The organism is Brucella gallinifaecis (assembly GCF_006476605.1).
GTDB lineage: Bacteria > Pseudomonadota > Alphaproteobacteria > Rhizobiales > Rhizobiaceae > Brucella > Brucella gallinifaecis.
The window spans coordinates 270,284-292,235 of the sequence record NZ_ML636804.1; the positions used below are offsets into that span (position 1 = coordinate 270,284).

The window sequence follows — 21,952 nt, forward strand, 5'->3', positions numbered from 1 at the left end:
CTTGGATCAAGGTCAGTTTCCGACCTGATCTGTGACTGACCTTTGCCTGAACTTTGGTTATGAGAGGTTGATCGACTTTTCAGAACCGTTTATGCGTCAGGTGATTATAGATTGCGCTGGACCTGACCCCGAGGTGGGGTCTTTGGGGGAAGTACAAGCGATGGAACGCGAGACGGGCACGATGAACAAAAGCATGAAGACTCGCATTTTGCGGATGGGATTTGCAGCTTTGGCGCTTGGTCTCGTTGTTGCACCGGTTTCTGCGATGGCTCAGGATAGCCAGCAGGTTCCATTTGGCAGCCTCAAGCTTTCCGATGGCAAAAATCCAATCAAGATTGATGCAGACAAGCTTGAAATGCTCGACAAGGAAGGCAAGGCCATTTTCACCGGCAATGTTTCCGTCGTGCAGGGCGATGCGCTGTTGAAAACGGGCAAGATGATTGTCTTTTATAACAAGGATGCCCAAGGCGAGGATGGTAAACCCGCTGGCGGCACTGCGGGCTTGAGTGGCGCAGGCATTGATCGCCTTGAAATCAGCGGCAAGGTTTATCTGAAATCCGGCACCCAGGTTGCGACCGGCGATACGGGCACTTATGACGGCAAAAGCCAGGTCATGGTGTTGCATGGCCAGAAAGTCGTCATGACCGATGGTGATAATGTGGCCACCGGCTGCAAGCTGACCGCCAATATGGGGACGGGCAAGGCTTTTCTTGAAAGCTGCAAGGGCCAGAGCAATGGCCAGAGCAAGGGTCGTGTATCAATCATCATGTCGCCCAAGGACCAACAGCAGGGCGGTGCCGCGCCCAAGTCGAAATAATCGGAGCGCGGGTGGGATTGTTCTGGAACAGGAAAACCGACGAGCCGCAGGCCGTCTCTGAAAGTGCTGCTTCATCAGCCGTCGATGGTATGATGCCGTCGCAACCGGGCAAGGAAACACGCCTTAAGGGAACTCTGGTGGCACGTGGGCTTTGCAAGAGCTATCGTGGACGGCAGGTCGTCAATGGCGTTTCATTTGGTGTGCGTGCTGGCGAAGCTGTCGGTATTCTCGGGCCAAATGGTGCCGGCAAAACAACCTGTTTCTATATGGTGACTGGACTTGTTCCGGCTGATGCCGGTTCGATTGAAATTGATGGTTTTGATGTAACCTCCATGCCGATGTATCGTCGCTCACGGCTTGGTATTGGTTATCTGCCGCAGGAAGCTTCGATTTTTCGTGGCCTGTCGGTTGAAAATAACATCAAGGCCGTGCTGGAAGTGGTCGAAAAGGACCGCAAGAAGCGTGCAATGGAACTTGATGCGCTTCTTGAAGAATTTCATATTTCGCATCTGCGCAAGGCGGCTGCAATTTCGCTTTCAGGTGGTGAGCGTCGCCGTCTCGAAATTGCCCGTGCGCTGGCCTCACGCCCCAATTTCATGCTGCTTGATGAACCTTTTGCAGGCGTTGATCCAATTGCGGTTTCTGATATTCAGCAACTTGTCCGTCATTTGACCAGCCGCGGTATCGGGGTTTTGATCACGGATCATAATGTGCGCGAGACGCTTGGCCTGATTGATCGCGCCTATATTATTCACGCAGGTCAGGTGTTGACCCATGGCCGCCCGGCTGAAATTGTTGCCAATCCTGACGTGCGCAGGCTTTATCTTGGTGATCAGTTTACGCTCTGATCATCTCAGCTTTCTAGGTCCTGACCCTGAAGAGCCGGCAACCGCTTTTCTTTTTTTCTGAATATTTCGCGACGGCTGTTTCAAGAGCCGCGTCTTTTTTGCGACTCTTTTCCTCTTTTATGAGAAAAATGCACATTCAGAATTGACAAGCAAGGTTCATACCAGTTTTGATATCCTGCTCGCCCTAATTGAAAATAATTTAGAATCATGCGGCGTGCCAGCTCAATTGCTGTCGGGGAAATGGGGGATACATACCGAATGGCTCTGTCGCCAAAGCTTGATTTTCGTCAATCGCAATCGCTGGTGATGACGCCGCAATTGATGCAGTCCATCAAGCTGTTGCAGATGACGCATATCGAGCTGGAGCAATTTATCGACATTGAGATCGAGAAAAATCCGCTTCTGGACAGGGTCGAAGCCGCAAATGATGACTTTGCTGAGATTGAAACGGCTGGTGATAGCAGTGAAGTGGTAGAATCCTCGTCGGATGAGGACTGGTTCAAGACAGATACCGTTACTGACGCACAAAATCTTTCATCGACTTTTGACAGTTCATTGGAAAATATTTTTCCCGATGATCCCGGCAGATCAGACAATGCCGGTACGATGCTCGACCCTCAGTGGAAAACGACAGGGGGAGAGAGTTCCGGTGTCGGGGGCAGCTATGATATTGATCAGCTCACCGCAAGTCGTCCGTCTTTGAGCGCGCATATTGCCGAGCAGATTGCCTTGTCATTCAGCGACACAGCAGATCGTTTTATCGCCACTGCGCTTGCCGATGCACTGGATGAAAGCGGCTATCTGCGTGCTGATACATCATTGCTTGCACAAAACATGGGCGTTGAGACCGCCCATGTCGAGCGTGTGTTGCAAGAGGTTCAGACCTTTGATCCGGCGGGTATTTTTGCCCGTGATCTTCGCGAATGTCTGGCGATCCAGCTTCGTCTGAAAGATCGCTATGATCCGGCCATGGCTGCATTGATCGACAATCTTGAATTATTGGCACGAAGGGATTTTGTAACACTTAAAAAACTGTGCGGCGTCGATCAATCCGATCTTCTTGATATGCTTGGTGAAATAAGGGCGCTTGACCCCAAGCCCGCTACGCAGTTCGAAGTAATGGTTGCTGATGTGATCACGCCTGATGTGCTGGTATCTTCTGCAAGCGATGGCGGCTGGGCGATTGAGCTTAATCCCGAGGCGATGCCACGATTGATCGTGAATAACGAATATTATGCGCAAGTCAGCCCTTCGGTGAAGGCGGAGGAAAAAGCTTTTCTGTCTGACTGCATGCAATCGGCCAGCTGGCTGGTGCGCAGTCTTGATCAGCGGGCACGAACGATTCTCAAAGTTGCACAGGAGATCGTGCGGCAGCAGGATGGTTTTTTGCGCGATGGCGTCACTTGTCTCAAACCGCTGAATTTACGCATGGTTGCAGATGCGGTCGGAATGCATGAATCAACCATCAGCCGCGTGACAGCCAACAAGTTCATGGCAACATCGCGTGGGGTGTTTGAACTGCGTTATTTCTTCAATGCCTCTATCGCCTCGTCTGAGGGCGGCGATGCGCATTCATCGGAAAGTGTGCGACATCGTATTCGTCAGATGATCGACGCGGAAAAATCTGATGATGTCCTGTCAGATGATGCAATTGTCGACGCGCTGAAAAAAGACGGTGTCGATATTGCACGCAGGACCGTCGCGAAATACAGGGAATCAATGAATATTGCTTCATCAGTCCAGCGCCGGCGTGAGAAAAAAGCCAGGCTGGCTGCTCGCTGATTATGAAAATGGCTGTCAAAAGCTGTGATTGACATTTTACGTTTTGGTCAATAGAAGCCCGACCTTCGTTGCGATGTGCAACAGGCAGTGCTTTGACGGGGTATTTCGACACTTTTCCCGATAGCATGAGATGTGGATGAAATAAGCGCAGGATGAAAGCAAATTTGATGTTGGTTCACTTTGCGCTTCGCTCACCATATGGTTAAACTGCGTCCTGTTGTGTAACGCAAATGAGGTGTACCAAATGACTCTGCGTGTATCTGGAAAGCATATGGACGTCGGTGAAGCTTTTACGACCCGGATCATTGATCGGGTTAATGAGGCAGTCGGCAAATATTTTGATCATGGCTTTTCCGGGCAGGTAACGGTCACCAAGTCCGGATCGCGCTATAGTGCGGATTGCACCTTGCATCTCGATAGTGGTGCCACTCTTCAGAGCACCGGAGAAGCGCAGGACCCGCAATTGGCATTCGATGCGGCGGCTGACAAGATTGAAACCCGGTTGCGCCGTTACAAGCGCCGCCTGAAATCGCGTCCGGCCACTGCACCAAATGCGATCTATGATGATGTGGCATATCGTGTTATGGCACCGCTTCCGGAAGAAGAGGAGGACCTTCCGGTTGATTACGCGCCGACTATCGTTGCGGAATCATCTGTTGCTCTTCGCACCCTTTCGGTGGCGTCGGCAGTTGTGGAACTTGACCTGATAGAAAATCCGGTTCTGGTATTCCGCAATGCAGGCAATGATGAAGTTAATATCGTCTACCGTCGTGCGGACGGAAATATTGGCTGGGTCGATCCATCGACAGTGACCCGCCAGTCTGCGCCACGGGCCTGACGGCAAACCTGAAGCGCACGCAGTGGATGCTGTCGTGCGCTTCCCTAAACCGGGTCTTGAGTGGCCTGATTGAAGAAGGAACGGAGAGAATGGATCTTAGTGATCTTATTCAGCCAGGGGCGATTATCCCTGCGTTGAAAGCCAGCTCCAAAAAACAGCTTTTGCAGATTTTGTCTGAAAAGGCTGCGGAACTGACCGGTCTCCCTGAGCGTGAAGTTTTTGAAACGATTCTTCAGCGCGAACGCCTTGGCTCAACCGGTGTCGGTAATGGCGTTGCCATTCCACATGGTAAGCTTACGAGTATTGATAAGATTGCCGGAATTTTTGCGCGCCTGGAAACGCCAGTGGATTTTGAAGCACTGGATGATCAGCCTGTTGATCTTGTTTTCCTGCTTCTGGCACCGGAAAATGCAGGCGCTGACCACCTGAAAGCATTGTCGCGGATTGCACGTATGCTGCGCGATGCGGATACGCTCGCCAAGCTGCGTGGTACCCATGATGCGCAGGCTCTTTATTCATTTTTGAAAGAACAGCCGGCGACTAACGCTGCCTGAAGCAAAGTTGAAATGAGAAAGGCCGCCGTTTCGGGGAGAACGGCGGCCTTTCTTTTACCTGTTCAAGCAGGGAAGCACTGTCACTGTAGCGTCACTGTGCGCAACTCATGTTCATGTGCGCCCTGCAAGGCCGTGGCCCGCACATCGGAGAGCACAATCGGTTCGCCATTTGCGCCAAACAGGGCCCATAGCTCAAGGCCGGGTGCAATGGGGGGAAGAGCAGGGAAGGTGCGGGAAAGGTCATCAGACCTGATCTTGCGCACATAAGCCAGTTCACCTTCACCCAGATGCGCGAATTCATGATCAGTGAGAATATGTCTGTTCATAATTGTAGCCTCCGTTCTAGTGTGGTGGATTTGAAGTTTCTATCAGTAACATGGCATCCACGTTTAGGAACTTCAAATCCGTAAACCACACTAGATTCAATAATTTGCTAGTGTGGCTTTGAATCTGAAATTCGATCAAAGCCCTGCTCCAAAGTGATGCGAATTTCAGATTCGCCACACTGGTGGCATATCATTTGCGATCATGGCGCTTAAGAGCTTAATAAATTCCTATAGCAATTCTTATCTGAACCCAGGCTGAACCGGGATCAGTCCTTGACCGCTATATTGATACGTTTGATCAGCCGTTCCGGTTCAGGCCGATCAAGATCGATTGCCAGAAGGCCGTTTTTCAGATCGCAGGCAATTACCCGCATGCCATCAGCCAGAACAAAAACACGCTGAAACTGACGCGCAGCAATGCCGCGATGCAGAAATTCACGTTCAGTATCATCGGTCTGGCGTCCACGGATAACAAGCTGATTGTTTTCCGTCATGACTTCGAGGTCGTCGCTGGCAAAACCCGCAACAGCAAGCGTGATGCGCAGGCGTTCAGAGCCTGTTTCGCCGTGTAAACGCTCGATATTATAGGGCGGGTAGCCCTCACCAGATTTGGCAATCCGTTCCAGTGTCTTTTCCATTGTATCGAATCCGAGCAATAGCGGGCTCGAAAACGGTGTCATTCGTGTCATTGCATCAGTCCTTATCGAAGCGACCGGTTATGGAAAGAACCCTTGCGGCGTATCTTTCACTCAACTGATATGGCTTGTGAAAAGCCCAACTTCAAGAGCCGAAACCCGATTCCTGTCACGACATCATAAATCAGACGGGAGGCAGGCAAAAGCCGTCAACCTATGTGGAAATGCTCTCGCTGCGTCAAGCTGTGGCCTGTTTTTGGGAGATTGAGCCAGCTATAGATGGCAAAATGGAAAGCGCAAAAATAAAATCACCCGTACATATTGCATCAACCGCCCGTCGTCCGCGCTGCGTGGCTGGTACGCTTTACACAGCGGATGAGATTCACGAAATTTTCCGGCGTTTTTCTATTTTGCGTCCTGAACCCAAAGGTGAGCTGGAGCATGTGAATGCTTTCACATTGCTGGTGGCGGTGGTTTTGTCGGCACAGGCAACCGATGCGGGCGTCAACAAGGCGACACGTGCATTGTTTGCCATTGCCGATACGCCGCAAAAAATGCTCGCCCTCGGTGAGGAGAAGCTCGGTCATTATATCCGCACCATCGGCCTTTGGCGCAATAAGGCCAAGAATGTCATTCTTCTGTCAGAAGCACTGATCAGGGATCATGGCGGCGAAGTTCCTGATGATCTTGATGCGCTGGTAAAATTGCCGGGCGTTGGCCGCAAGACTGCCAATGTGGTGCTGAGCATGGCTTTTGGTCATTCGACCATGGCGGTCGATACCCATGTTTTACGCATCGGCAACCGTATGGGGCTTGCGCCGGGCAAGACACCGGAAGCGGTTGAAGCCATTCTCATGCGGGTGATTCCGAAGGAATATCTGTTTCACGCTCATCACTGGCTCATTTTGCATGGGCGCTATACCTGCAAAGCGCGCAAGCCTGAATGCGAAAAATGCGTGGTGGCCGATATTTGCAAATTTCCGGGCAAAACCTGCGATGTTCCGGCAGCGCTCATTCCATTACCGCCGCAATTTTAGAACTTCACGCTGCGAAATCGCTTTATGCAGGTGGATCATCAGCGCGGCTGCAAACAGTGGTGTCAGCAGATTGACGATCGGGATTGCCAGAAACCCTGCAATCAGCAGTCCTGCAAGAAATATTGTGACACCATATTGTGAGCGCAGCGCTTTGGCATCCGCTTCCGGGCGATAGCGCATTGCGGCAAATTCAAAAAATTCCCGGCCAAGCAGATAGGCATTGATCACGAAAAAGGCGATCAGATTGATCCCGGGTATGAACAGCAGAAACAGGGCTACGATATTGCCGAGAATGACCACGCCTAAAAATTTGAGCGATACCACAATGGAGCGCCCAAGCGGAAGAGGCGTCCCTTGCGGCTCGCCGGGATAATCTTCGCGTTCGACCACATCGGCAACGTCATCAAGGAAAATACCGGCTACAAGCGCTGTGACAGGCGCAATCATCAGTGCCAGAACCAAAGCCAGCCCAAGTCCTGCAACAATGGCAGCGATGATACCCAGCCATCCAGCCCATTCGGGCATGCCGGGCAGGATCTGCTCCATCCATGGCCATGCAAAAGTAAAAAATACTTGTCGGATCGCCACCCAGAACCCGATCAGCAGCAAGAGCGTCAGACCAAGCGTTTTCCATAGAACCGAGCGAAATTCCGGTGTCGGAAGGCGCTTTAGAGCTTTTAATGCTGCTTCAAGGATCATTTAATCCACCTTTCGCAATCTCACAGCACCAAAATAGGGATACAATCCCGGCTTCGCAATATCCCCCCTATAGGTTTAACAGGGTGGTCAAAGCTCTTGCAAAGCGTTAAACCCGCCCCACATTGCTGTCGTCAGTTCCTGTTTGAAAAACTCAGGCAATGTATGGCAACAGATCAAAGGGGAGCCCATACCGGACCATGGCTACATTCGACGTTCTTTGTATTGGCAATGCCATTGTCGATATTATTTCACGCACTGATGACGCATTTCTCGAAACAAACGGCATTATCAAAGGGGCCATGAACCTGATTGATAGCGACCGGGCTGAATTGCTCTATAGCCGCATCAAGGGGCAGGTCACAGAAATCTCGGGCGGCAGCGCAGGCAATACGGCAGCAGGCATTGCAAGCCTTGGCGGGCGTTCTGCTTATTTTGGCAAGGTGGCAACCGATCATCTGGGGCGCGTATTTGCGCATGATATTCGCGCACAGGGCGTTGCCTTTGATACCCGTCCGCTGGAGAATGGCTCGCCAACGGCGCGTTCAATGATTTTTGTGACAGAAGACGGTGAACGCTCAATGAACACATATCTGGGCGCCTGCGTAGAGCTGGGACCGGAAGATGTTGAGAGTTCCAAGGTGGCTGATGCGAAAGTTACCTATTTTGAAGGCTATTTGTGGGATCCGCCACGGGCCAAGGAGGCGATTGTTCTGGCTTCCAAAATCGCCCATGAACATGGCCGCAAGGTTGCGATGACCCTGTCTGATCCGTTCTGTGTGGATCGTTACCGCGATGAGTTTCTGAATCTTATGCGTGGGCAAACGGTCGATATTGTTTTTGCAAATGAAGACGAAGCCAAGTCGCTCTATCAGACAAAGAGTTTTGATGAAGCAATTGATGCGATCCGTAAGGATTGCCCGCTGGCAATTATCACCCGATCTGAAAAAGGGGCGGTGGTCATCACGCCTGAGCAGATGATTGAAGTACCGGCGATTGAGATTGAAGAACTGATCGATACGACCGGCGCTGGTGATCTTTATGCAGCAGGGTTCCTCTATGGTTATACCCATGAGCGTTCGCTGGAGGATTGTGCGCGTCTTGGATCGCTTGCAGCCGGTATGATCATTCAGCAGATCGGTCCGCGTCCTCTGGTTGATCTCAAGATTGTGGCAACACAGGCCAAACTTATCTGATTATTCATCAGGTCTGACAATCCGGTCGCGCTTGAGCTCATCCTCGGTGCGACCGGGGCGACTTTTATAAACCGGTAGGTTCCAGCCGAAATAAAGAGCACCGCCACGCACGATAAAGGCGGTTAGCGCTGAAGCAAGTGCTGCAAATAGCGGGTCAATCCCGATGCTGGCCAGCACGACATAAAGACATGCACCGGCAAGGGCGGCACTGACATAGATCTCGCGCCGCATCAGCACAGATGGTTCACCTGCCACCATATCGCGTAAGATTCCGCCAAGTGTTGCCGTGAAAATTCCGGTAACAATTGCCACCGATGGGCCGAAGCCGAGCGCCAGTCCCTTGGCTGCCCCCACGACGGTATAGGCGGACATACCGATGGCGTCACACCACAGCAGAAGCCGGTAGCGTGATTCAACCAGATGGGCTGTAAAATAGACAATGACGGCGGCTGATGTACCAGCCAGCAGATAAAACGGCTCAATCACCCAGAACACAGGTGCGCCCAGAAGCAGATCGCGGATCGTACCGCCACCGATTCCGGTAATATTGGCAAGAAAGATAAAGCCGATAATATCAAGCTGGCGGCGTGAAGCAGCAAGAGCACCGGTCGCAGCAAAGATAAAAACGCCTGCGAAATTGGCAAAATCAAAAATTGTCATTCATGCTTCCCAGCTCTTTTGTCGATATTCGGCTGTATAGCGACAAAAAGAAAGAGCGGCGATGAATCCGCCGCTCTTTCTCTTGAATTGTCTTGAGCAAAGATGATGCTTATGCATCACCCTCAGGTGCCGCTTCTGTTGCAGCCTTTGGCCCACCTTTTGAAACGCCAACCATAGCCGGACGCAACACACGTTCACCGATGGCAAAGCCTGCCTGCACAACCTGCACAACCGTATTATTCGGCAATTCCGTATTGGGAACCTCGAACATTGCTTGATGGAAGTTCGGGTCGAATTTTTCACCTTCAGGATCAAGCTTGGTCACGCCATGGCGTTCCAATGCCTGTAACATGGCCCGTTCGGTCATTTCCACGCCTTCGGCCAGTGATTTGAGGTTGGTGTCGCTTTCCAGCGCATCTGCCGGAATTGCCTCTTGTGCACGGCGCAGATTGTCGGAAACCGAGAGCATGTCACGTGCAAAATTGGTTACGGCATAGGTACGTGCATCCTGAACATCGCGCTGGGTGCGCTTGCGCAGGTTTTCCATTTCAGCAACCAGACGCAGCATCTGGTCTTTCAGTTCTGCATTGTCGGCTTCCAGGGCAGCAATTGTATTTGCAGCGAGATTTTCGGAATCAACATCGTCTTCTTCGACCTCGGCGCGAGCCTCCGCCTTACGACTTTTCAGAAAATCGTCGGCAGCACGCTTCAGCGCATCACGATCACGTGGATTGTTGATATCGCGCTGCTCAAGATCGGGGGTTTCCGGTGTGTTTTTTTCATCAGCCATTTTATCTCTTCCGTCTTGAAGTATGTTTAGGCCGGATATCGAGTTTCGCGGCGTTAAAATCAAGGTCTAATTTGTTGGCCTTGTTAAGACTGACAACTTAACGCAACAATCGCGACACGATTTGTGCGGTATAATCGACCATTGGCACGATACGCGCATAATTAAGACGTGTCGGACCAATCACGCCAAGCGCACCAACCACCCTTTGTTCGCTGTCCCGATAGGGGGCCACCACCAGTGATGAGCCGGAAAGCGAAAACAGTTTATTTTCCGAACCGATAAAAATGCGCACACCAGAACCCGATTCGGCCAGATCAAGAAGCTGGATCATGCCATTTTTGGTTTCAAGATCATCAAACAGATGGCGCAGGCGCTCAATATCTTCCTGTGCATGAATATTCTCAAGCAGATTGGCGCGACCACGCACAATCAACCGTGCCGGCTGATCGGATCCGGCACCACTCCACACTGCAATGCCTTGCTCGACAAGTTCCTGCGAGAGCTGATCAAGCTCCTGCCGGGTTTCCTGCGAGAGCTTTTCCAGCTCCGATTTTGCTTCTGAGAGCGTGTGGCCGTGAATATGCGCATTGAGGAAGTTTGAGGCTTCGACAAGTTGTGAGGCCGAGATTCCGGCAGGCAGATTGATGACACGGTTTTCCACATCGCCATTTTGCATCACCAGAACGGCAAGCGCCCGGGTTGGTTCAAGCCGCACGAATTCAATATGTTTGAGCGCACCTTCAGCCTTGGTTGCAAGCACCAGTCCTGCGCCACGCGAAAGGCCGGACAGAACCTGACTGGCCTCGGTCAGCACGCTCTCAACAGAATTGTTTGCGCCTGCCGAACGCACCTGGGCTTCAATGGATGAGCGTTCATCGGATCGCAGATCGCCAACTTCCATGAATGCATCGACAAAGAAGCGCAGGCCAATTTGCGTTGGAAGACGACCGGCAGAAATATGCGGGGCGTAAATGAGGCCGAGTTGTTCCAGATCGCTCATCACATTACGAATGGTTGCGGGCGAAAGGCTGTGCGGCAGCAAACGCGACAGATTGCGCGAACCGACCGGGTCGCCTTCATTGAGGTAGTTGTCAACGATCAGCCTGAAAATATCCCGCGATCGCTGATCGAGCGAATTAAGCAGTTGATGTTCCGGTGACTTGATCATGATCTTGCTGCGAACCCTCTGAATTGCATAGTATAAATATAAGCGAGCAAGCCGGGGCGTCAAAGGCTTTGCGCAAATCTTTGAGAGTTCTCTCAACATCTCTCTTCAATGATTATACGAAATTCCTTTCCATTCCAGCATGACCAGCCTAAAAAGCCGCAACGAAAATTGAATTGAGGAAATACCATGCGTCCATCCAAGCGCGTTGCTGACGAAATGCGTGCCGTCTCTTTTGAGCGCGGCGTCTCCAAACATGCGGAAGGCTCTTGCCTTGTGAAGTTCGGCGATACCCATGTTCTTTGCACGGCAAGCCTGGAGGAAAAGGTTCCGGGCTGGATGCGCAATTCGGGCAAGGGCTGGGTTACGGCAGAATATGGCATGTTGCCACGTTCGACCGGCGATCGTATGCGCCGTGAAGCCGCCGCAGGCAAGCAGGGTGGGCGCACACAGGAAATCCAGCGTCTGATTGGCCGCTCATTACGAGCTGTCGTTGATCTTCAGGCATTGGGTGAATTTCAGATTACGGTAGATTGTGATGTTATTCAGGCTGATGGCGGCACGCGCACTGCCGCAATTACCGGTGGCTGGGTCGCGCTTTATGATTGCCTGCGCTGGATGGAAGCACGTCAGATGATCCGCTTTGAGAAAGTGCTCAAAGATCATATTGCCGCAATTTCCTGCGGTATTTATGAAGGTCAGCCTGTGCTTGATCTTGATTATGCAGAGGATTCAGCTGCTGAAACCGACAGTAATTTCGTGATGACCGGCAAGGGCGGCATTGTCGAAATTCAGGGCACCGCCGAAGGCGCACCGTTTTCGGAAGAAGAGTTTGCAGCTCTTATGAAGCTTGCACGCAGCGGCATCAATCAGCTGGTCGAGTTGCAGAAAGCCGTACTTGCCTGATTATTAAAGCATAGTCATGCCGAATGACGGCACGGTCAAATGATAACATGGCCGATTAACAGCAGGAAAGAACAATGCGGGTGCTTGAAAAGGGTAAACTCATCGTTGCATCGCACAATGCAGGCAAATTGCGCGAATTCGATGGGCTGATTGCGCCGTTTGGCTTTGAGGTGAGTTCTGTTGCCGCTCTCGGTCTGCCGGAACCGGAAGAAACCGGCACGACATTTGAGCAGAATGCTTATATCAAGGCGCTGGCGGCAGCCGAAGCCACAGGTTTGCCTTCGCTGTCTGATGACTCCGGCGTGATGGTTGATGCGCTGGATGGTGATCCGGGCGTTTACACGGCGGATTGGGCTGAGACCGAAGACGGCACCCGCGATTTTAATATGGCGATGCAAAAGGTGGAAGATCTTTTGCAGGCAAAAGCTGCGACAACGCCGGATCAGCGAAAGGCGCGTTTTGTTTCGGTGATCTGCCTTGCATGGCCGGATGGTGAAGCACAATATTATCGCGGCGAAGTGGAAGGCACATTGGTCTGGCCTCCACGGGGCGATATTGGTTTTGGTTATGACCCGGTTTTCAAGCCGCAGGGTTATGAAAAAACCTTTGGCGAAATGACTGCCGATGAAAAACACGGCTGGAAACCGGGGGAAGCGTCTGCACTTTCGCATCGTGCGCGTGCCTTCAAGCTTTTTGCTGAAAAGGCACTCGGTGTTGTTTCGGATACGCCCGAATGAACCATCACTTTTCTCCATCTGCTGATATTTTGCCGATTGCACGAGCGGATGGAGCTAGCGCGATTTCAATCGCGCGGACAGATGCAGAGAGTGCATTCGGAGTCTATGTGCATTGGCCGTTTTGTCTCGCCAAATGCCCCTATTGCGATTTTAACAGCCATGTACGGCATCAGCCGGTTGATCAGGAGCGTTTTGCGCACGCATTCAACCGCGAGATGGACACGCTGCGCGAGCGCACCGGATCACGCATAGTCACCAGCATCTTTTTGGGCGGCGGTACACCATCGCTGATGCAGCCCTCGACGGTTGGCAGTCTGCTTGATGGCATTGCCTCACGCTGGTCTGTGGCGCCTGACATTGAAGTGACACTGGAAGCCAATCCGACAAGCGTGGAAGCTGATCGTTTTCGCGGCTATCGTGCGGCGGGTGTCAACCGTGTTTCGCTCGGTATTCAGGCGCTGAACGCTCCTGATCTGCGACGTCTCGGGCGTATGCATTCGGTTGATGAGGCCAAGGCTGCAATCCGGCTTGCGCGTGAGATTTTCCCGCGGCTTTCGTTTGATCTCATCTATGCGCGGCCCGATCAGACCATTGAAGCCTGGCGCGACGAGTTGAAAGAAGCCATTGATCTGGCCGCCGATCACCTCTCGCTCTATCAATTGACGATTGAGGAAGGCACACAGTTCTATAATCTGTGGAAGGCTGGCAAACTGACCACACCTGAGCCTGATCATGCGGCGGCTCTTTATGAAGAAACGCAAAAGATCACGGCGCAACATGGTCTGCCTGCCTATGAAATTTCAAACCATGCAGTGCCGGGGCGCGAGTCGCAGCACAATCTGGTTTACTGGCGTTATGGGCAATATGTCGGCATTGGCCCGGGAGCGCATGGGCGTTTTGTTGAAAACGGCACGCGCACGGTCACAATGACCGAAAAACACCCGGAAACCTGGCTCGAAAAGGTTGAGACCAATGGCCATGGCATCATTGAAGAAGAATATCTCAATGGCAATCAGGAGGGCGATGAATTCCTGATGATGGGGCTGCGGCTGCGTGAAGGCATTGATCTTGCACGTTATCATCGGCTGACCGGCCATGATATTGATCGCAGGCGCCTTGAACGGCTGATTGCTTCAAACATGATTGAAAAGATGGATGGGACTTTCATCCGTGCGACGCCGGATGGTTCGCTGGTGCTTGATGCGCTGGTGGCTGATCTGGCGGCTTAGGAAAGATGTATGGCTGACTTTTTGGACGATCAGAAACGCGAATTTGTTGTTGGCGGCATCACTCAGCGTGCACGCCCGATCGAACCCGCGCTTTATATCGTCTCCACGCCTATCGGTAATCTTGGCGATATGACGCTGCGTGGGCTGGAGGTTCTTGCGAGTGCCGATATTGTGGCCTGTGAAGATACCCGCGTAACCCGTGTGCTGCTGGATCGTTATGGTATTATCCGCCGCCCGGTCAGCTATCACGAGCATAATGCTGCTGAAGCTGGCGCAAAGCTGATTGCAGCTTTGCAGTCTGGAAAAAGCGTGGCACTGGTGTCTGACGCAGGCACGCCGCTCGTGTCTGATCCGGGTTTCCGGCTTGTCGGAGAGGCCCGAGAGGCAGGCATTCGCGTTGTGCCGGTTCCGGGCGCGTCCGCACTTCTTGCAGCATTGGCAGCGTCCGGGCTTCCCACCGATGCTTTCATGTTTTGCGGCTTTTTGCCGGTCAAGCACGGTCAGAAAACCTCCAGGCTCGAAAGCCTCAAGAATATCGATGCAACGCTTGTGTTCTATGAATCGCCCAATCGTACGGCAACAACTCTTGCCGATATGGCCGCGGTGTTTGGCGATGCGCGCGAGGCAGCACTTTGCCGCGAACTGACCAAGGCCTATGAAACCATCGTCACCGCAACCCTGGGCGAGTTGAAACAACAATTTGACGGTGAAGATCGTATTCGCGGTGAAATCGTGCTGCTGGTTGGTCCGCCAACAGGTGAGGCCGGTCCGCAAAGTGAAGAAGACATCGACAAGCTGTTGCTTTCGCTCGCACAAGAATTGCCACCATCAAAAGCTGCAGGTGAGGCCGCAAAGATGACCGGCGAGCAAAAATCGGTGCTCTATCAGCGTCTGATGCAGTTAAAGGCGCAAGGCTGATGCGTGATTTCCGTGAAAAAAAGCGTATTGCTTTCTTTCGCGGACACAGCGCCGAGCGGCTGGCGGCTTTCGCGCTCATGCTCAAAGGTTATCGTATTATTGCACGCCGCTATCGCACGCGGCTGGGTGAAATTGATCTGATTGCCCGGCGCGGCAATCTCATTTTGATTGTTGAAGTTAAAGCACGGCCAAGCATAGAAGCCGCACAACTGGCCGTCACGCCGCAAGCGATGCGCCGGATCGAGGCGGCAGCCGATCTATGGCTGCAACGCCAGCCCGACCATGCAAAATTATCACTGCGCTTTGACCTCGTGGCTGTCCTGCCGCGTCGCTGGCCAAAGCATGTGGCCGCATTTTTTACCTCCGGCAATTACTTGTAAGTTTTTGTAAATCCTACAAAAATTATGGGATATAATTTAAGGCAAACAGGAATTAAAATCCTCAAAATGCCCTTTCAGAGGAAAAGTGATGCTCCGCGTGATTTTACCACGCAAGCCCGTTTCTTATAAAATTTTGCCAGTCCGGGAATAATAGCAGCAGTCTTAAAAAGGATACTGCTGTGGCTCTTGCGTCCCAACGACTTCTTGCTGATTTTCCTGCCTTCTTCCGTGTTTCGGGAGAAGTGGTGGTTATTATTGGTGGTGGCGAAGAAGCGCTTAACAAAGCGCGTCTTGTGGCGCAGACGTCGGCTCGTTTGCGTATTGTTGCGCCAGAGTTTGAACCCGCTCTGGCAGCTTTCATTGAAAGCCATGATGCAGAGCAGATTATTGCAGCTTTTGAACCAAAACATCTTGAAGGCGCGAAGCTGGTTTTCGTGGCAACCGGCAGCGAGCATCAGGATCGTGCGATTGCAGCGATTGCCAAAGCTGAGAGGATTCCGGTCAATGTTGTCGATCGTCCCGCTCTTTGCGATTTTTTGACCCCGGCTATCGTAAACCGTGCGCCGATTGCCATTGCCATTGGCACGGAAGGGGCGGCCCCCGTGCTGGCGCAGATGGTGCGTGCGCGTATTGATGCGGCCTTTTCGCCTCGCCTTGGCGATCTTGCGCATTATGCTGAAAGCTGGCGTGTGCGGGTCGAAAAACTTCTGCCCAAAGGTCTGGTGCGGCGCAGTTTTTGGCGTAGCTTCCTTTCCGGTTCTGTTGCGCGTTGCGTTGAAAACGGTGATCGCGAGCAAGCCGACAAGGCTGCAAATGAATTAATCGCACAATCACAGAATGCTGCTGGTTATGTCTGGCTGGTTGGTGCGGGTCCGGGTGCAGAAGACCTGCTGACTTTACGTGCGCATCGTGTGCTGATGGAAGCCGATGTGATCGTGCATGACGCATTGGTGCCGGAAAGTGTGATTGCCATGGGGCGTCGCGATGCAGAACGTCTTCCGGTCGGAAAGCGCAAGGGTTGCCATTCCAAAAGCCAGAACGAGATCAATGATCTGTTGGTGCAGCTTGGTCGTGATGGCAAGCGCGTGGTGCGTCTGAAAGCGGGCGATCCGCTGGTCTTTGGCCGCGCGGGTGAAGAAATGGCGGCATTGCGCTCTGCCGGCATTGGCTTTGAAATTGTGCCGGGCATCACGTCTGCTTTTGCAGCCGCTGCCGACATGGAACTGCCATTGACCCTGCGCGGTGTCGCATCTTCGCTGGTGTTTACGACGGGTCACGACATGGCAGGTGATGTGCTGCCCGGCTGGGCTAAACTTGCCGTCTCTGGTGCGACAATTGCCGTCTATATGGGATCAAGCGTTGCAGCCTCGGTTGCAAGCCGTCTGATATCTGCCGGTCTTCATCAAGATACGGCGGTCGCTGTTGTTGAAAATGCCAGCCGCAAGGACAAGCGGCTGTTTCATGGAACATTGAAAGATCTGCCATCGCTGCAAGAGCGCAAAGAGCTGGGCGGTCCGGTCATGGTCATTATCGGCGATGCCGTTGCAGGCGCCGCTATCGACAAGGCGCAGGCACTGGCGGTCAAACCGGTCCCTGTCGCGGCCTGAATCTGAGGAGTTTGGAAATGGTTGTAAAAGTTCTCACTGCAAACCGGCTCATCGATGGACAGGCTGTGTGGCTTGGCGCCGACGGATCATGGCAGGAAACCATTGATGGTGCGCTGGTTGCCCGCCATGCAGAGGCGGTAGCCGCACTCGAAGATGCGGGCAAGGTTGCAGCACAAGCCAATCTGGTGGTTGATGTCAATGTGATTGATGTCGAAGAGCGTGACGAAGGGCTTTATCCCATTCGCCTGCGCGAGCGCATCCGGCTCTCCGGCCCCACCATCATTACGCTTGGTCAACCGCATGGCTCCCAAAAGTGGGAACCGCCTTCGCGGGGAAATCAGTCCACTGGACTGATTTCTGATCCCGCTACGATAGGATAAAGCCAAGCGTGAAAAAAACCCTGAAGCAAGCTTCCTGATCTGAATATCGGAAATTACCATGTATCGTTATGATGAATTTGACCGCGATTTTGTTGCGGCCCGTGTTGCACAGTTCAAGGATCAGGTTGAGCGCCGTCTTTCAGGCGAATTGACGGAAGATCAGTTCAAACCGCTGCGGCTGATGAATGGTCTTTATCTGCAATTGCATGCCTATATGCTGCGTGTTGCAATTCCCTATGGCACATTATCGAGCCGCCAGCTGCGCAAGCTTGGCTCGATAGCCCGCGATTATGATCGGGGTTTTGCACATTTCACGACGCGGCAGAATGTTCAGTATAACTGGCCAGCCTTGAAAGATGTGCCACGCATTCTCGAAGAACTTGCTAGAGTCGAAATGCATGCAATCCAGACCTCGGGCAACTGCATTCGCAATGTGACTGCGGACCATTTTGCGGGTGCTGCCGCTGATGAGGTTGCCGATCCGCGTCCTTTGGCAGAAATTCTGCGTCAATGGTCGTCGCTGCACCCGGAATTTTCCTATCTGCCGCGCAAGTTCAAAATTGCGATTGTCGGTTCCGAGCATGACCGTGCAGCCATTCAGGTGCATGATATTGGCTTGCAGCTTAAAAAGAATGAAGCAGGCGAACTGGGTCTTGCCGTCTATATTGGCGGCGGGCAGGGGCGCACGCCGATGGTTGCGAAGAAAATCCGCGATTTTCTGCCGCTTGAGGATATGCTGACCTATGTGACGGCTATTGTGCGCGTTTATAATCTCTACGGACGTCGCGATAATAAATATAAGGCGCGGATCAAAATCCTCGTGCATGAAACCGGCGTCGAGCCGCTTGTCAAAGAGATTGATGCCGAGTGGGAGCAGATCCGTTACAGCGATCTTCAATTGCCGCAACGTGATATTGACGCGATTGAAAGCTATTTTCGCATGCCGGATTTGGTGCAACGCCCTGAAGGTTGGGAAATTCTGGCCGTAACGCAAAAAGCAGATAGCGATTTTGCCGCCTGGACCCGGCGCAATGTTACTGCGCATAAGAACCCGGATTATGCCGTTGTTACGATCTCGCTTAAACCAATTGGCGGTATTCCGGGTGATGCGAGTGCCGAGCAGATGGAACTGGTGGCGGATATTGCGCAAACCTATTCTTTTGATGAAATCCGTGTCAGCCATGAACAGAATCTGGTTCTGCCCCATGTGGCCAAGGCCGATCTTCCGGCAGTCTATGATCTGCTGCAATCGGATGGGCTGGTGACGGCCAATGCAGGTCTGATCACCGATATTATCGCATGCCCCGGCCTTGATTATTGTGCACTCGCCAATGCACGTTCGATCCCGGTTGCGCAGCGTATTTCAGAGCGTTTCGGTGATCTTGAGCGCCAGCTTGAAATTGGCGATCTCAAGATCAAGATTTCCGGCTGCATCAACGCCTGCGGCCATCACCATGTCGGCCATATCGGTATTCTCGGCGTCGAGAAAAAGGGCGAGGAACTCTATCAGATCACGCTTGGTGGCTCGGCGGATGAGCATACAGCCATTGGTGATATTACGGGGCGCGGCTTTTCATCCGAGGATGTGGTCGATGCCATTGAAACGGTGGTTGATACCTATCTTGGCTTGCGCGAGAGCGAAGAGGAAAGCTTTATCAACGCCTATCGACGGGTCGGGATGGAGCCGTTTAAACGCGCTCTTTATGGCGAGGTCAGTCGTGTTGCCTGATATGGACCCCAATGCAGAAAAGCGTGCGCAAGCGCTGGCTCGCTTGCTGGAAGGAAGCCACGGGGCTTCCTCTGCGCAAGAGGTGATCGGGCTGAGCATTCGTGAGGTGTTTGAGGGGCGTATTGCACTCGTCTCATCCTTTGGTGCTGAATCGGCGATATTGCTGCATATGATTTCCGAGATTGATCCGGCGACACCGGTCTTGTTTCTTGATACGGGCAAGCATTTTCGCGCGACACTTGATTATCGACATGATCTTGTGGAACGGCTGGGGCTTCTTGATGTGCAGGATATTCTGCCGCTTGAAGAGAGTGTGAAAGCAGATGATCCGTTTGGTGCCTTGTCAATGACTGACAAGGATCGCTGCTGTTTCATCCGCAAGGTGGAGCCAATGGCGCGTGCAATTGCGCCTTATCGTGCGTGGATGACGGGAAGGAAGCAGTTTCAGGCCTCGACCCGTAATGCTTTGCCGGTTTTTGAATCGGTAGGTGCGCGTATACGTATCAATCCGCTTGCACGCATGAGTGCTGAGGATCTGCGCAGCTACGCGCGTCTACATGATCTTCCTGTTCATCCGCTGACGCAGCAGGGCTATCGCTCAATTGGCTGCATGCCCTGCACGCGACCAGTGAGCGAGGGGGAAGATCAACGTGCCGGACGCTGGGCGGGATCAGAAAAGACTGAATGCGGCATTCACCTGAGCGGACTTGCCGAAAGCTTAAAGAGCATCCCGAAAAGCGTGTAGCGGTTTTAGGGTAAAATGCGCGTGAAAAAAGTAATATGGGAGCTTTGGATCAGAAATGAGTGAAACCAGACTTTGGTCCGAGCAGGGCTTTCGTGAAGACGACTATGTCCTCGCGGATGATCTGGAAACAGCCGGTGACGCGCCGGCTATCATCATTCCTCTGGCTGTATGGCTGGGGCTTGATGAAGAGCTGCGCCGCGCTTCCAATCGTCGTATTGGTGTATCGGTAGCATCGGGCGAGAAGATCGAGCCTCTGCTTGAGCATCTCAACACTTTGCCGGTTATTGTTTTGGAGTTTCCAGCCTTCAATGATGGCCGCTCATATTCAAAGGCTGAAATTCTGCGTCGCGCAGGCTTTGAAGGAGAATTGCGGGCGGCAGGTGATGTGCTGATTGATCAGGCAGCACTGATGCTGCGTACGGGTTTTGACAGCCTGCAAGTGACCAACAAAGTCGCACAATCGCGCCTTGGCGAGAAGCGTCTGGTTGATACGCCCGGCTATTATCAGCCCGGTCGTGGATCGGTCACGCAGGAAGGCAGCTATGCCTGGCGGCGCGTAAAAGCGGGATGATCATTTTTTTGTGGTTTGTCTTGTCCGCTTGATGGGGTAGATACCCTCATCAATTTTTGGAGACGAGACGTGATCCGCCACATTGTTTTCTTTAGCGTCAAGCCAGGTCAGGACATCGATGTCGTGCGTAAGGGCCTGGAGCAGCTGGGCACTATTCCTTATTCAGACCTGTTTGAAGTCTTGCCAAATTCCAAGGTCGATCCGATGGGTAATGCGATTGATCTTGTCGTTTATGCCGAGTTCAAAGATGAGGAAGCGCTTTTCGCGTTCAAGAAACATCCGACCTATGATGCGACCACGCAATATGTGCGCCCGATGCGCGAATTGCGCTTTTCGGCAGATGTTGTAACGGATAAGGGCTGAGTTCAATCAAGCCGCGGTGGTGCCTGCAAGGGTAGGCCACCGAATAAATCCGGCTCAGGCGATGTTCTGGCGCGTTCGATATTGAGCAGGCGCAGCTTGGTTGCCGTGCCTCCGGCAGCCGAAAAGCCGCCCAGCTTGCCATTGGAACCTATCACCCGGTGGCAGGGGACGATAATCGGGAACGGGTTTTTGCCAAGTGCATAACCGACCGCCTGAGAAAGACCGATATTGCCTAGCCTGCGTGCGATTGCACCATAGGTGATTGTCTCGCCAGCTTTGAGTTGCAGCAGGATTTCATAGACCTGTCTGTTGAGGTCTGGCACCTGATCAAGTGCCAGCGGGGTCTGTGAAAAATCCGGGTTTCCGCCAGTGAGCAGCATATGCACCTTGCTAATGGCTTCGCTGACATAATCGGGAGCGTCGCTGGCATCATCAGTCGCTGAAGATATTTGCAAATCTGCAAAGCGCGATTGCAGTCGATAGCGCGTTTCGCTTTCATCCGCATCACCGATTTCCATGCCGATAATTTTATCCGCACGCCATGCGATCCCGCATGGGCCGATCACTGTATCAAATAGGGTGATGCCGGTTGAAGTCATAAATACGCATATAGCATAATTCTCAATAATTGCTGCGGATGGCGCAGCGAAATGGTTGAAGAACGATGAAAATAGTGATTGTGTGGAAATAGCCGCCATAAGCGTGACCATGGTCATGACATTATATGGCCAAATGACAGAGCGATACCTTCCGGGGCATGATTGTTGCGATCGGAACAAGGGAATTTAAATGGACGATTACGAACGCTATGCCACAGGGCTGATGATCGTTTTTGGTGCGCTGATCGTCGGTGCGCTGATGGCAGCCAATCTTTATCATGGCGACAAGCCGGGGTTTCTGTTCGCACTCGGTGCGGCAGTGGTTGCCTGGTTTTCTGCTTTTGCCGTGCTTTTCGATAAGCCACGTGTTTATGGTGTGATGATTGCTATCGCTATTGGCCTTGTTGCAGCATCAATAGGCGCTTTCGTCACCTGATCTTGCAA

Annotated in this window: 26 protein-coding genes; 19 read left to right on the forward strand and 7 right to left on the reverse strand. The window is 52.5% G+C overall.

The window, feature by feature from the left end; translation table 11 throughout:
- Nucleotides 1–160 precede the first annotated feature (160 nt).
- The 5 genes from FHY56_RS09520 to ptsN all read left to right on the forward strand — a co-directional run bounded on the left by FHY56_RS09520 (nt 161) and on the right by ptsN (nt 4,839).
- A complete protein-coding gene (locus FHY56_RS09520; protein WP_140904927.1) occupies nt 161–817 on the forward strand; it encodes an LptA/OstA family protein in 657 nt (218 codons plus the stop codon).
- 11 nt (nt 818–828) lie between these two features.
- Nucleotides 829–1,665 (forward strand): LPS export ABC transporter ATP-binding protein, encoded by an 837-nt coding sequence (lptB, locus tag FHY56_RS09525; RefSeq protein WP_140904928.1) that lies wholly within the window; start codon nt 829–831, stop codon nt 1,663–1,665.
- A 258-nt stretch (nt 1,666–1,923) separates the two neighbouring features.
- Entirely contained in the window at nt 1,924–3,447 is a 1,524-nt protein-coding gene (rpoN, locus tag FHY56_RS09530; protein WP_140904929.1) for an RNA polymerase factor sigma-54, read from the forward strand.
- 244 nt (nt 3,448–3,691) lie between these two features.
- Nucleotides 3,692–4,285, forward strand: a complete 594-nt coding sequence (hpf, locus tag FHY56_RS09535; RefSeq protein ID WP_140904930.1) for a ribosome hibernation-promoting factor, HPF/YfiA family — start codon at nt 3,692–3,694, stop codon at nt 4,283–4,285.
- 89 nt (nt 4,286–4,374) lie between these two features.
- Nucleotides 4,375–4,839 carry a PTS IIA-like nitrogen regulatory protein PtsN gene (gene ptsN / locus FHY56_RS09540; RefSeq protein WP_140904931.1) on the forward strand — a complete coding sequence of 155 codons (465 nt, stop codon included), beginning with the start codon at nt 4,375–4,377 and terminating at the stop codon, nt 4,837–4,839.
- An 80-nt stretch (nt 4,840–4,919) separates the two neighbouring features.
- Here the strand turns inward: ptsN and FHY56_RS09545 are convergent, their stop codons facing one another.
- Entirely contained in the window at nt 4,920–5,165 is a 246-nt protein-coding gene (locus FHY56_RS09545) for a BQ00720 family protein (RefSeq protein ID WP_140904932.1), read from the reverse strand.
- A 266-nt stretch (nt 5,166–5,431) separates the two neighbouring features.
- Nucleotides 5,432–5,854: an Hsp20 family protein gene (locus tag FHY56_RS09550; RefSeq protein ID WP_140904933.1), complete on the reverse strand. Its 423-nt coding sequence runs from the start codon at nt 5,852–5,854 to the stop codon at nt 5,432–5,434.
- Between the two features lie 233 nt (nt 5,855–6,087).
- On the opposite strand from FHY56_RS09550, the gene nth reads away from it, so the two are divergent.
- Nucleotides 6,088–6,837 carry an endonuclease III gene (gene nth, locus FHY56_RS09555; RefSeq protein ID WP_140904934.1) on the forward strand — a complete coding sequence of 250 codons (750 nt, stop codon included), beginning with the start codon at nt 6,088–6,090 and terminating at the stop codon, nt 6,835–6,837.
- Here nth and FHY56_RS09560 read toward each other — a convergent pair.
- Nucleotides 6,820–7,536, reverse strand: coding sequence for a sulfate transporter family protein (locus tag FHY56_RS09560; RefSeq protein WP_140904935.1), 717 nt, complete (start codon nt 7,534–7,536; stop codon nt 6,820–6,822). The genes nth and FHY56_RS09560 overlap by 18 nt on opposite strands.
- A gap of 197 nt (nt 7,537–7,733) precedes the next feature.
- Here FHY56_RS09560 and FHY56_RS09565 point away from each other — a divergent pair, with 197 nt between their 5' ends.
- On the forward strand, nt 7,734–8,729 hold the full coding sequence (locus FHY56_RS09565; protein WP_140904936.1) for an adenosine kinase: 996 nt from the start codon (nt 7,734–7,736) through the stop codon (nt 8,727–8,729).
- Here the strand turns inward: FHY56_RS09565 and FHY56_RS09570 are convergent, their stop codons facing one another.
- The 3 genes from FHY56_RS09570 to hrcA form a co-directional block, all read right to left on the reverse strand.
- On the reverse strand, nt 8,730–9,389 hold the full coding sequence (locus tag FHY56_RS09570; protein ID WP_140904937.1) for a trimeric intracellular cation channel family protein: 660 nt from the start codon (nt 9,387–9,389) through the stop codon (nt 8,730–8,732).
- A 109-nt stretch (nt 9,390–9,498) separates the two neighbouring features.
- On the reverse strand, nt 9,499–10,179 hold the full coding sequence (gene grpE, locus FHY56_RS09575) for a nucleotide exchange factor GrpE (protein ID WP_140904938.1): 681 nt from the start codon (nt 10,177–10,179) through the stop codon (nt 9,499–9,501).
- A 97-nt stretch (nt 10,180–10,276) separates the two neighbouring features.
- Nucleotides 10,277–11,347, reverse strand: a complete 1,071-nt coding sequence (gene hrcA, locus FHY56_RS09580) for a heat-inducible transcriptional repressor HrcA (RefSeq protein WP_140904939.1) — start codon at nt 11,345–11,347, stop codon at nt 10,277–10,279.
- A 186-nt stretch (nt 11,348–11,533) separates the two neighbouring features.
- Between hrcA and rph the strand changes: the two genes are divergently transcribed.
- The 11 genes from rph to FHY56_RS09635 all read left to right on the forward strand — a co-directional run bounded on the left by rph (nt 11,534) and on the right by FHY56_RS09635 (nt 20,909).
- The gene (gene rph / locus FHY56_RS09585) at nt 11,534–12,250 is read left to right on the forward strand and encodes a ribonuclease PH (RefSeq protein WP_140904940.1); all 717 of its coding nucleotides are present in this window, start codon (nt 11,534–11,536) and stop codon (nt 12,248–12,250) included.
- 74 nt (nt 12,251–12,324) lie between these two features.
- Nucleotides 12,325–12,987 (forward strand): RdgB/HAM1 family non-canonical purine NTP pyrophosphatase, encoded by a 663-nt coding sequence (gene rdgB / locus FHY56_RS09590; RefSeq protein WP_140904941.1) that lies wholly within the window; start codon nt 12,325–12,327, stop codon nt 12,985–12,987.
- Complete coding sequence (hemW, locus tag FHY56_RS09595) at nt 12,984–14,216, forward strand: radical SAM family heme chaperone HemW (RefSeq protein ID WP_140904942.1); 1,233 nt, start codon at nt 12,984–12,986, stop codon at nt 14,214–14,216. Before rdgB ends, hemW begins: the two co-directional genes overlap by 4 nt.
- Nucleotides 14,217–14,225: 9 nt before the next feature.
- Entirely contained in the window at nt 14,226–15,134 is a 909-nt protein-coding gene (gene rsmI, locus FHY56_RS09600) for a 16S rRNA (cytidine(1402)-2'-O)-methyltransferase (protein ID WP_140904943.1), read from the forward strand.
- Nucleotides 15,134–15,514, forward strand: coding sequence for a YraN family protein (locus tag FHY56_RS09605; RefSeq protein ID WP_140904944.1), 381 nt, complete (start codon nt 15,134–15,136; stop codon nt 15,512–15,514). Before rsmI ends, FHY56_RS09605 begins: the two co-directional genes overlap by 1 nt.
- Nucleotides 15,515–15,693: 179 nt before the next feature.
- The gene (gene cysG / locus FHY56_RS09610; RefSeq protein WP_140904945.1) at nt 15,694–17,121 is read left to right on the forward strand and encodes a siroheme synthase CysG; all 1,428 of its coding nucleotides are present in this window, start codon (nt 15,694–15,696) and stop codon (nt 17,119–17,121) included.
- A 17-nt stretch (nt 17,122–17,138) separates the two neighbouring features.
- The gene (locus FHY56_RS09615) at nt 17,139–17,501 is read left to right on the forward strand and encodes a DUF2849 domain-containing protein (RefSeq protein ID WP_235889461.1); all 363 of its coding nucleotides are present in this window, start codon (nt 17,139–17,141) and stop codon (nt 17,499–17,501) included.
- Nucleotides 17,502–17,559: 58 nt separating this feature from the next.
- Nucleotides 17,560–19,230 carry a nitrite/sulfite reductase gene (locus FHY56_RS09620; protein ID WP_140904946.1) on the forward strand — a complete coding sequence of 557 codons (1,671 nt, stop codon included), beginning with the start codon at nt 17,560–17,562 and terminating at the stop codon, nt 19,228–19,230.
- Nucleotides 19,220–19,975 carry a phosphoadenylyl-sulfate reductase gene (locus FHY56_RS09625; protein WP_193556777.1) on the forward strand — a complete coding sequence of 252 codons (756 nt, stop codon included), beginning with the start codon at nt 19,220–19,222 and terminating at the stop codon, nt 19,973–19,975. Before FHY56_RS09620 ends, FHY56_RS09625 begins: the two co-directional genes overlap by 11 nt.
- 55 nt (nt 19,976–20,030) lie before the next feature.
- Nucleotides 20,031–20,546: a DUF934 domain-containing protein gene (locus FHY56_RS09630; RefSeq protein ID WP_140904947.1), complete on the forward strand. Its 516-nt coding sequence runs from the start codon at nt 20,031–20,033 to the stop codon at nt 20,544–20,546.
- Nucleotides 20,547–20,615: 69 nt separating this feature from the next.
- Nucleotides 20,616–20,909: a Dabb family protein gene (locus FHY56_RS09635; RefSeq protein ID WP_140904948.1), complete on the forward strand. Its 294-nt coding sequence runs from the start codon at nt 20,616–20,618 to the stop codon at nt 20,907–20,909.
- A gap of 2 nt (nt 20,910–20,911) precedes the next feature.
- On the opposite strand, the gene FHY56_RS09640 is transcribed toward FHY56_RS09635, so the two are convergent.
- Nucleotides 20,912–21,508, reverse strand: a complete 597-nt coding sequence (locus tag FHY56_RS09640; RefSeq protein WP_140905034.1) for a methylated-DNA--[protein]-cysteine S-methyltransferase — start codon at nt 21,506–21,508, stop codon at nt 20,912–20,914.
- A 190-nt stretch (nt 21,509–21,698) separates the two neighbouring features.
- Here FHY56_RS09640 and FHY56_RS09645 point away from each other — a divergent pair, with 190 nt between their 5' ends.
- Complete coding sequence (locus FHY56_RS09645) at nt 21,699–21,944, forward strand: hypothetical protein (RefSeq protein ID WP_094578781.1); 246 nt, start codon at nt 21,699–21,701, stop codon at nt 21,942–21,944.
- Nucleotides 21,945–21,952: the final 8 nt, after the last annotated feature.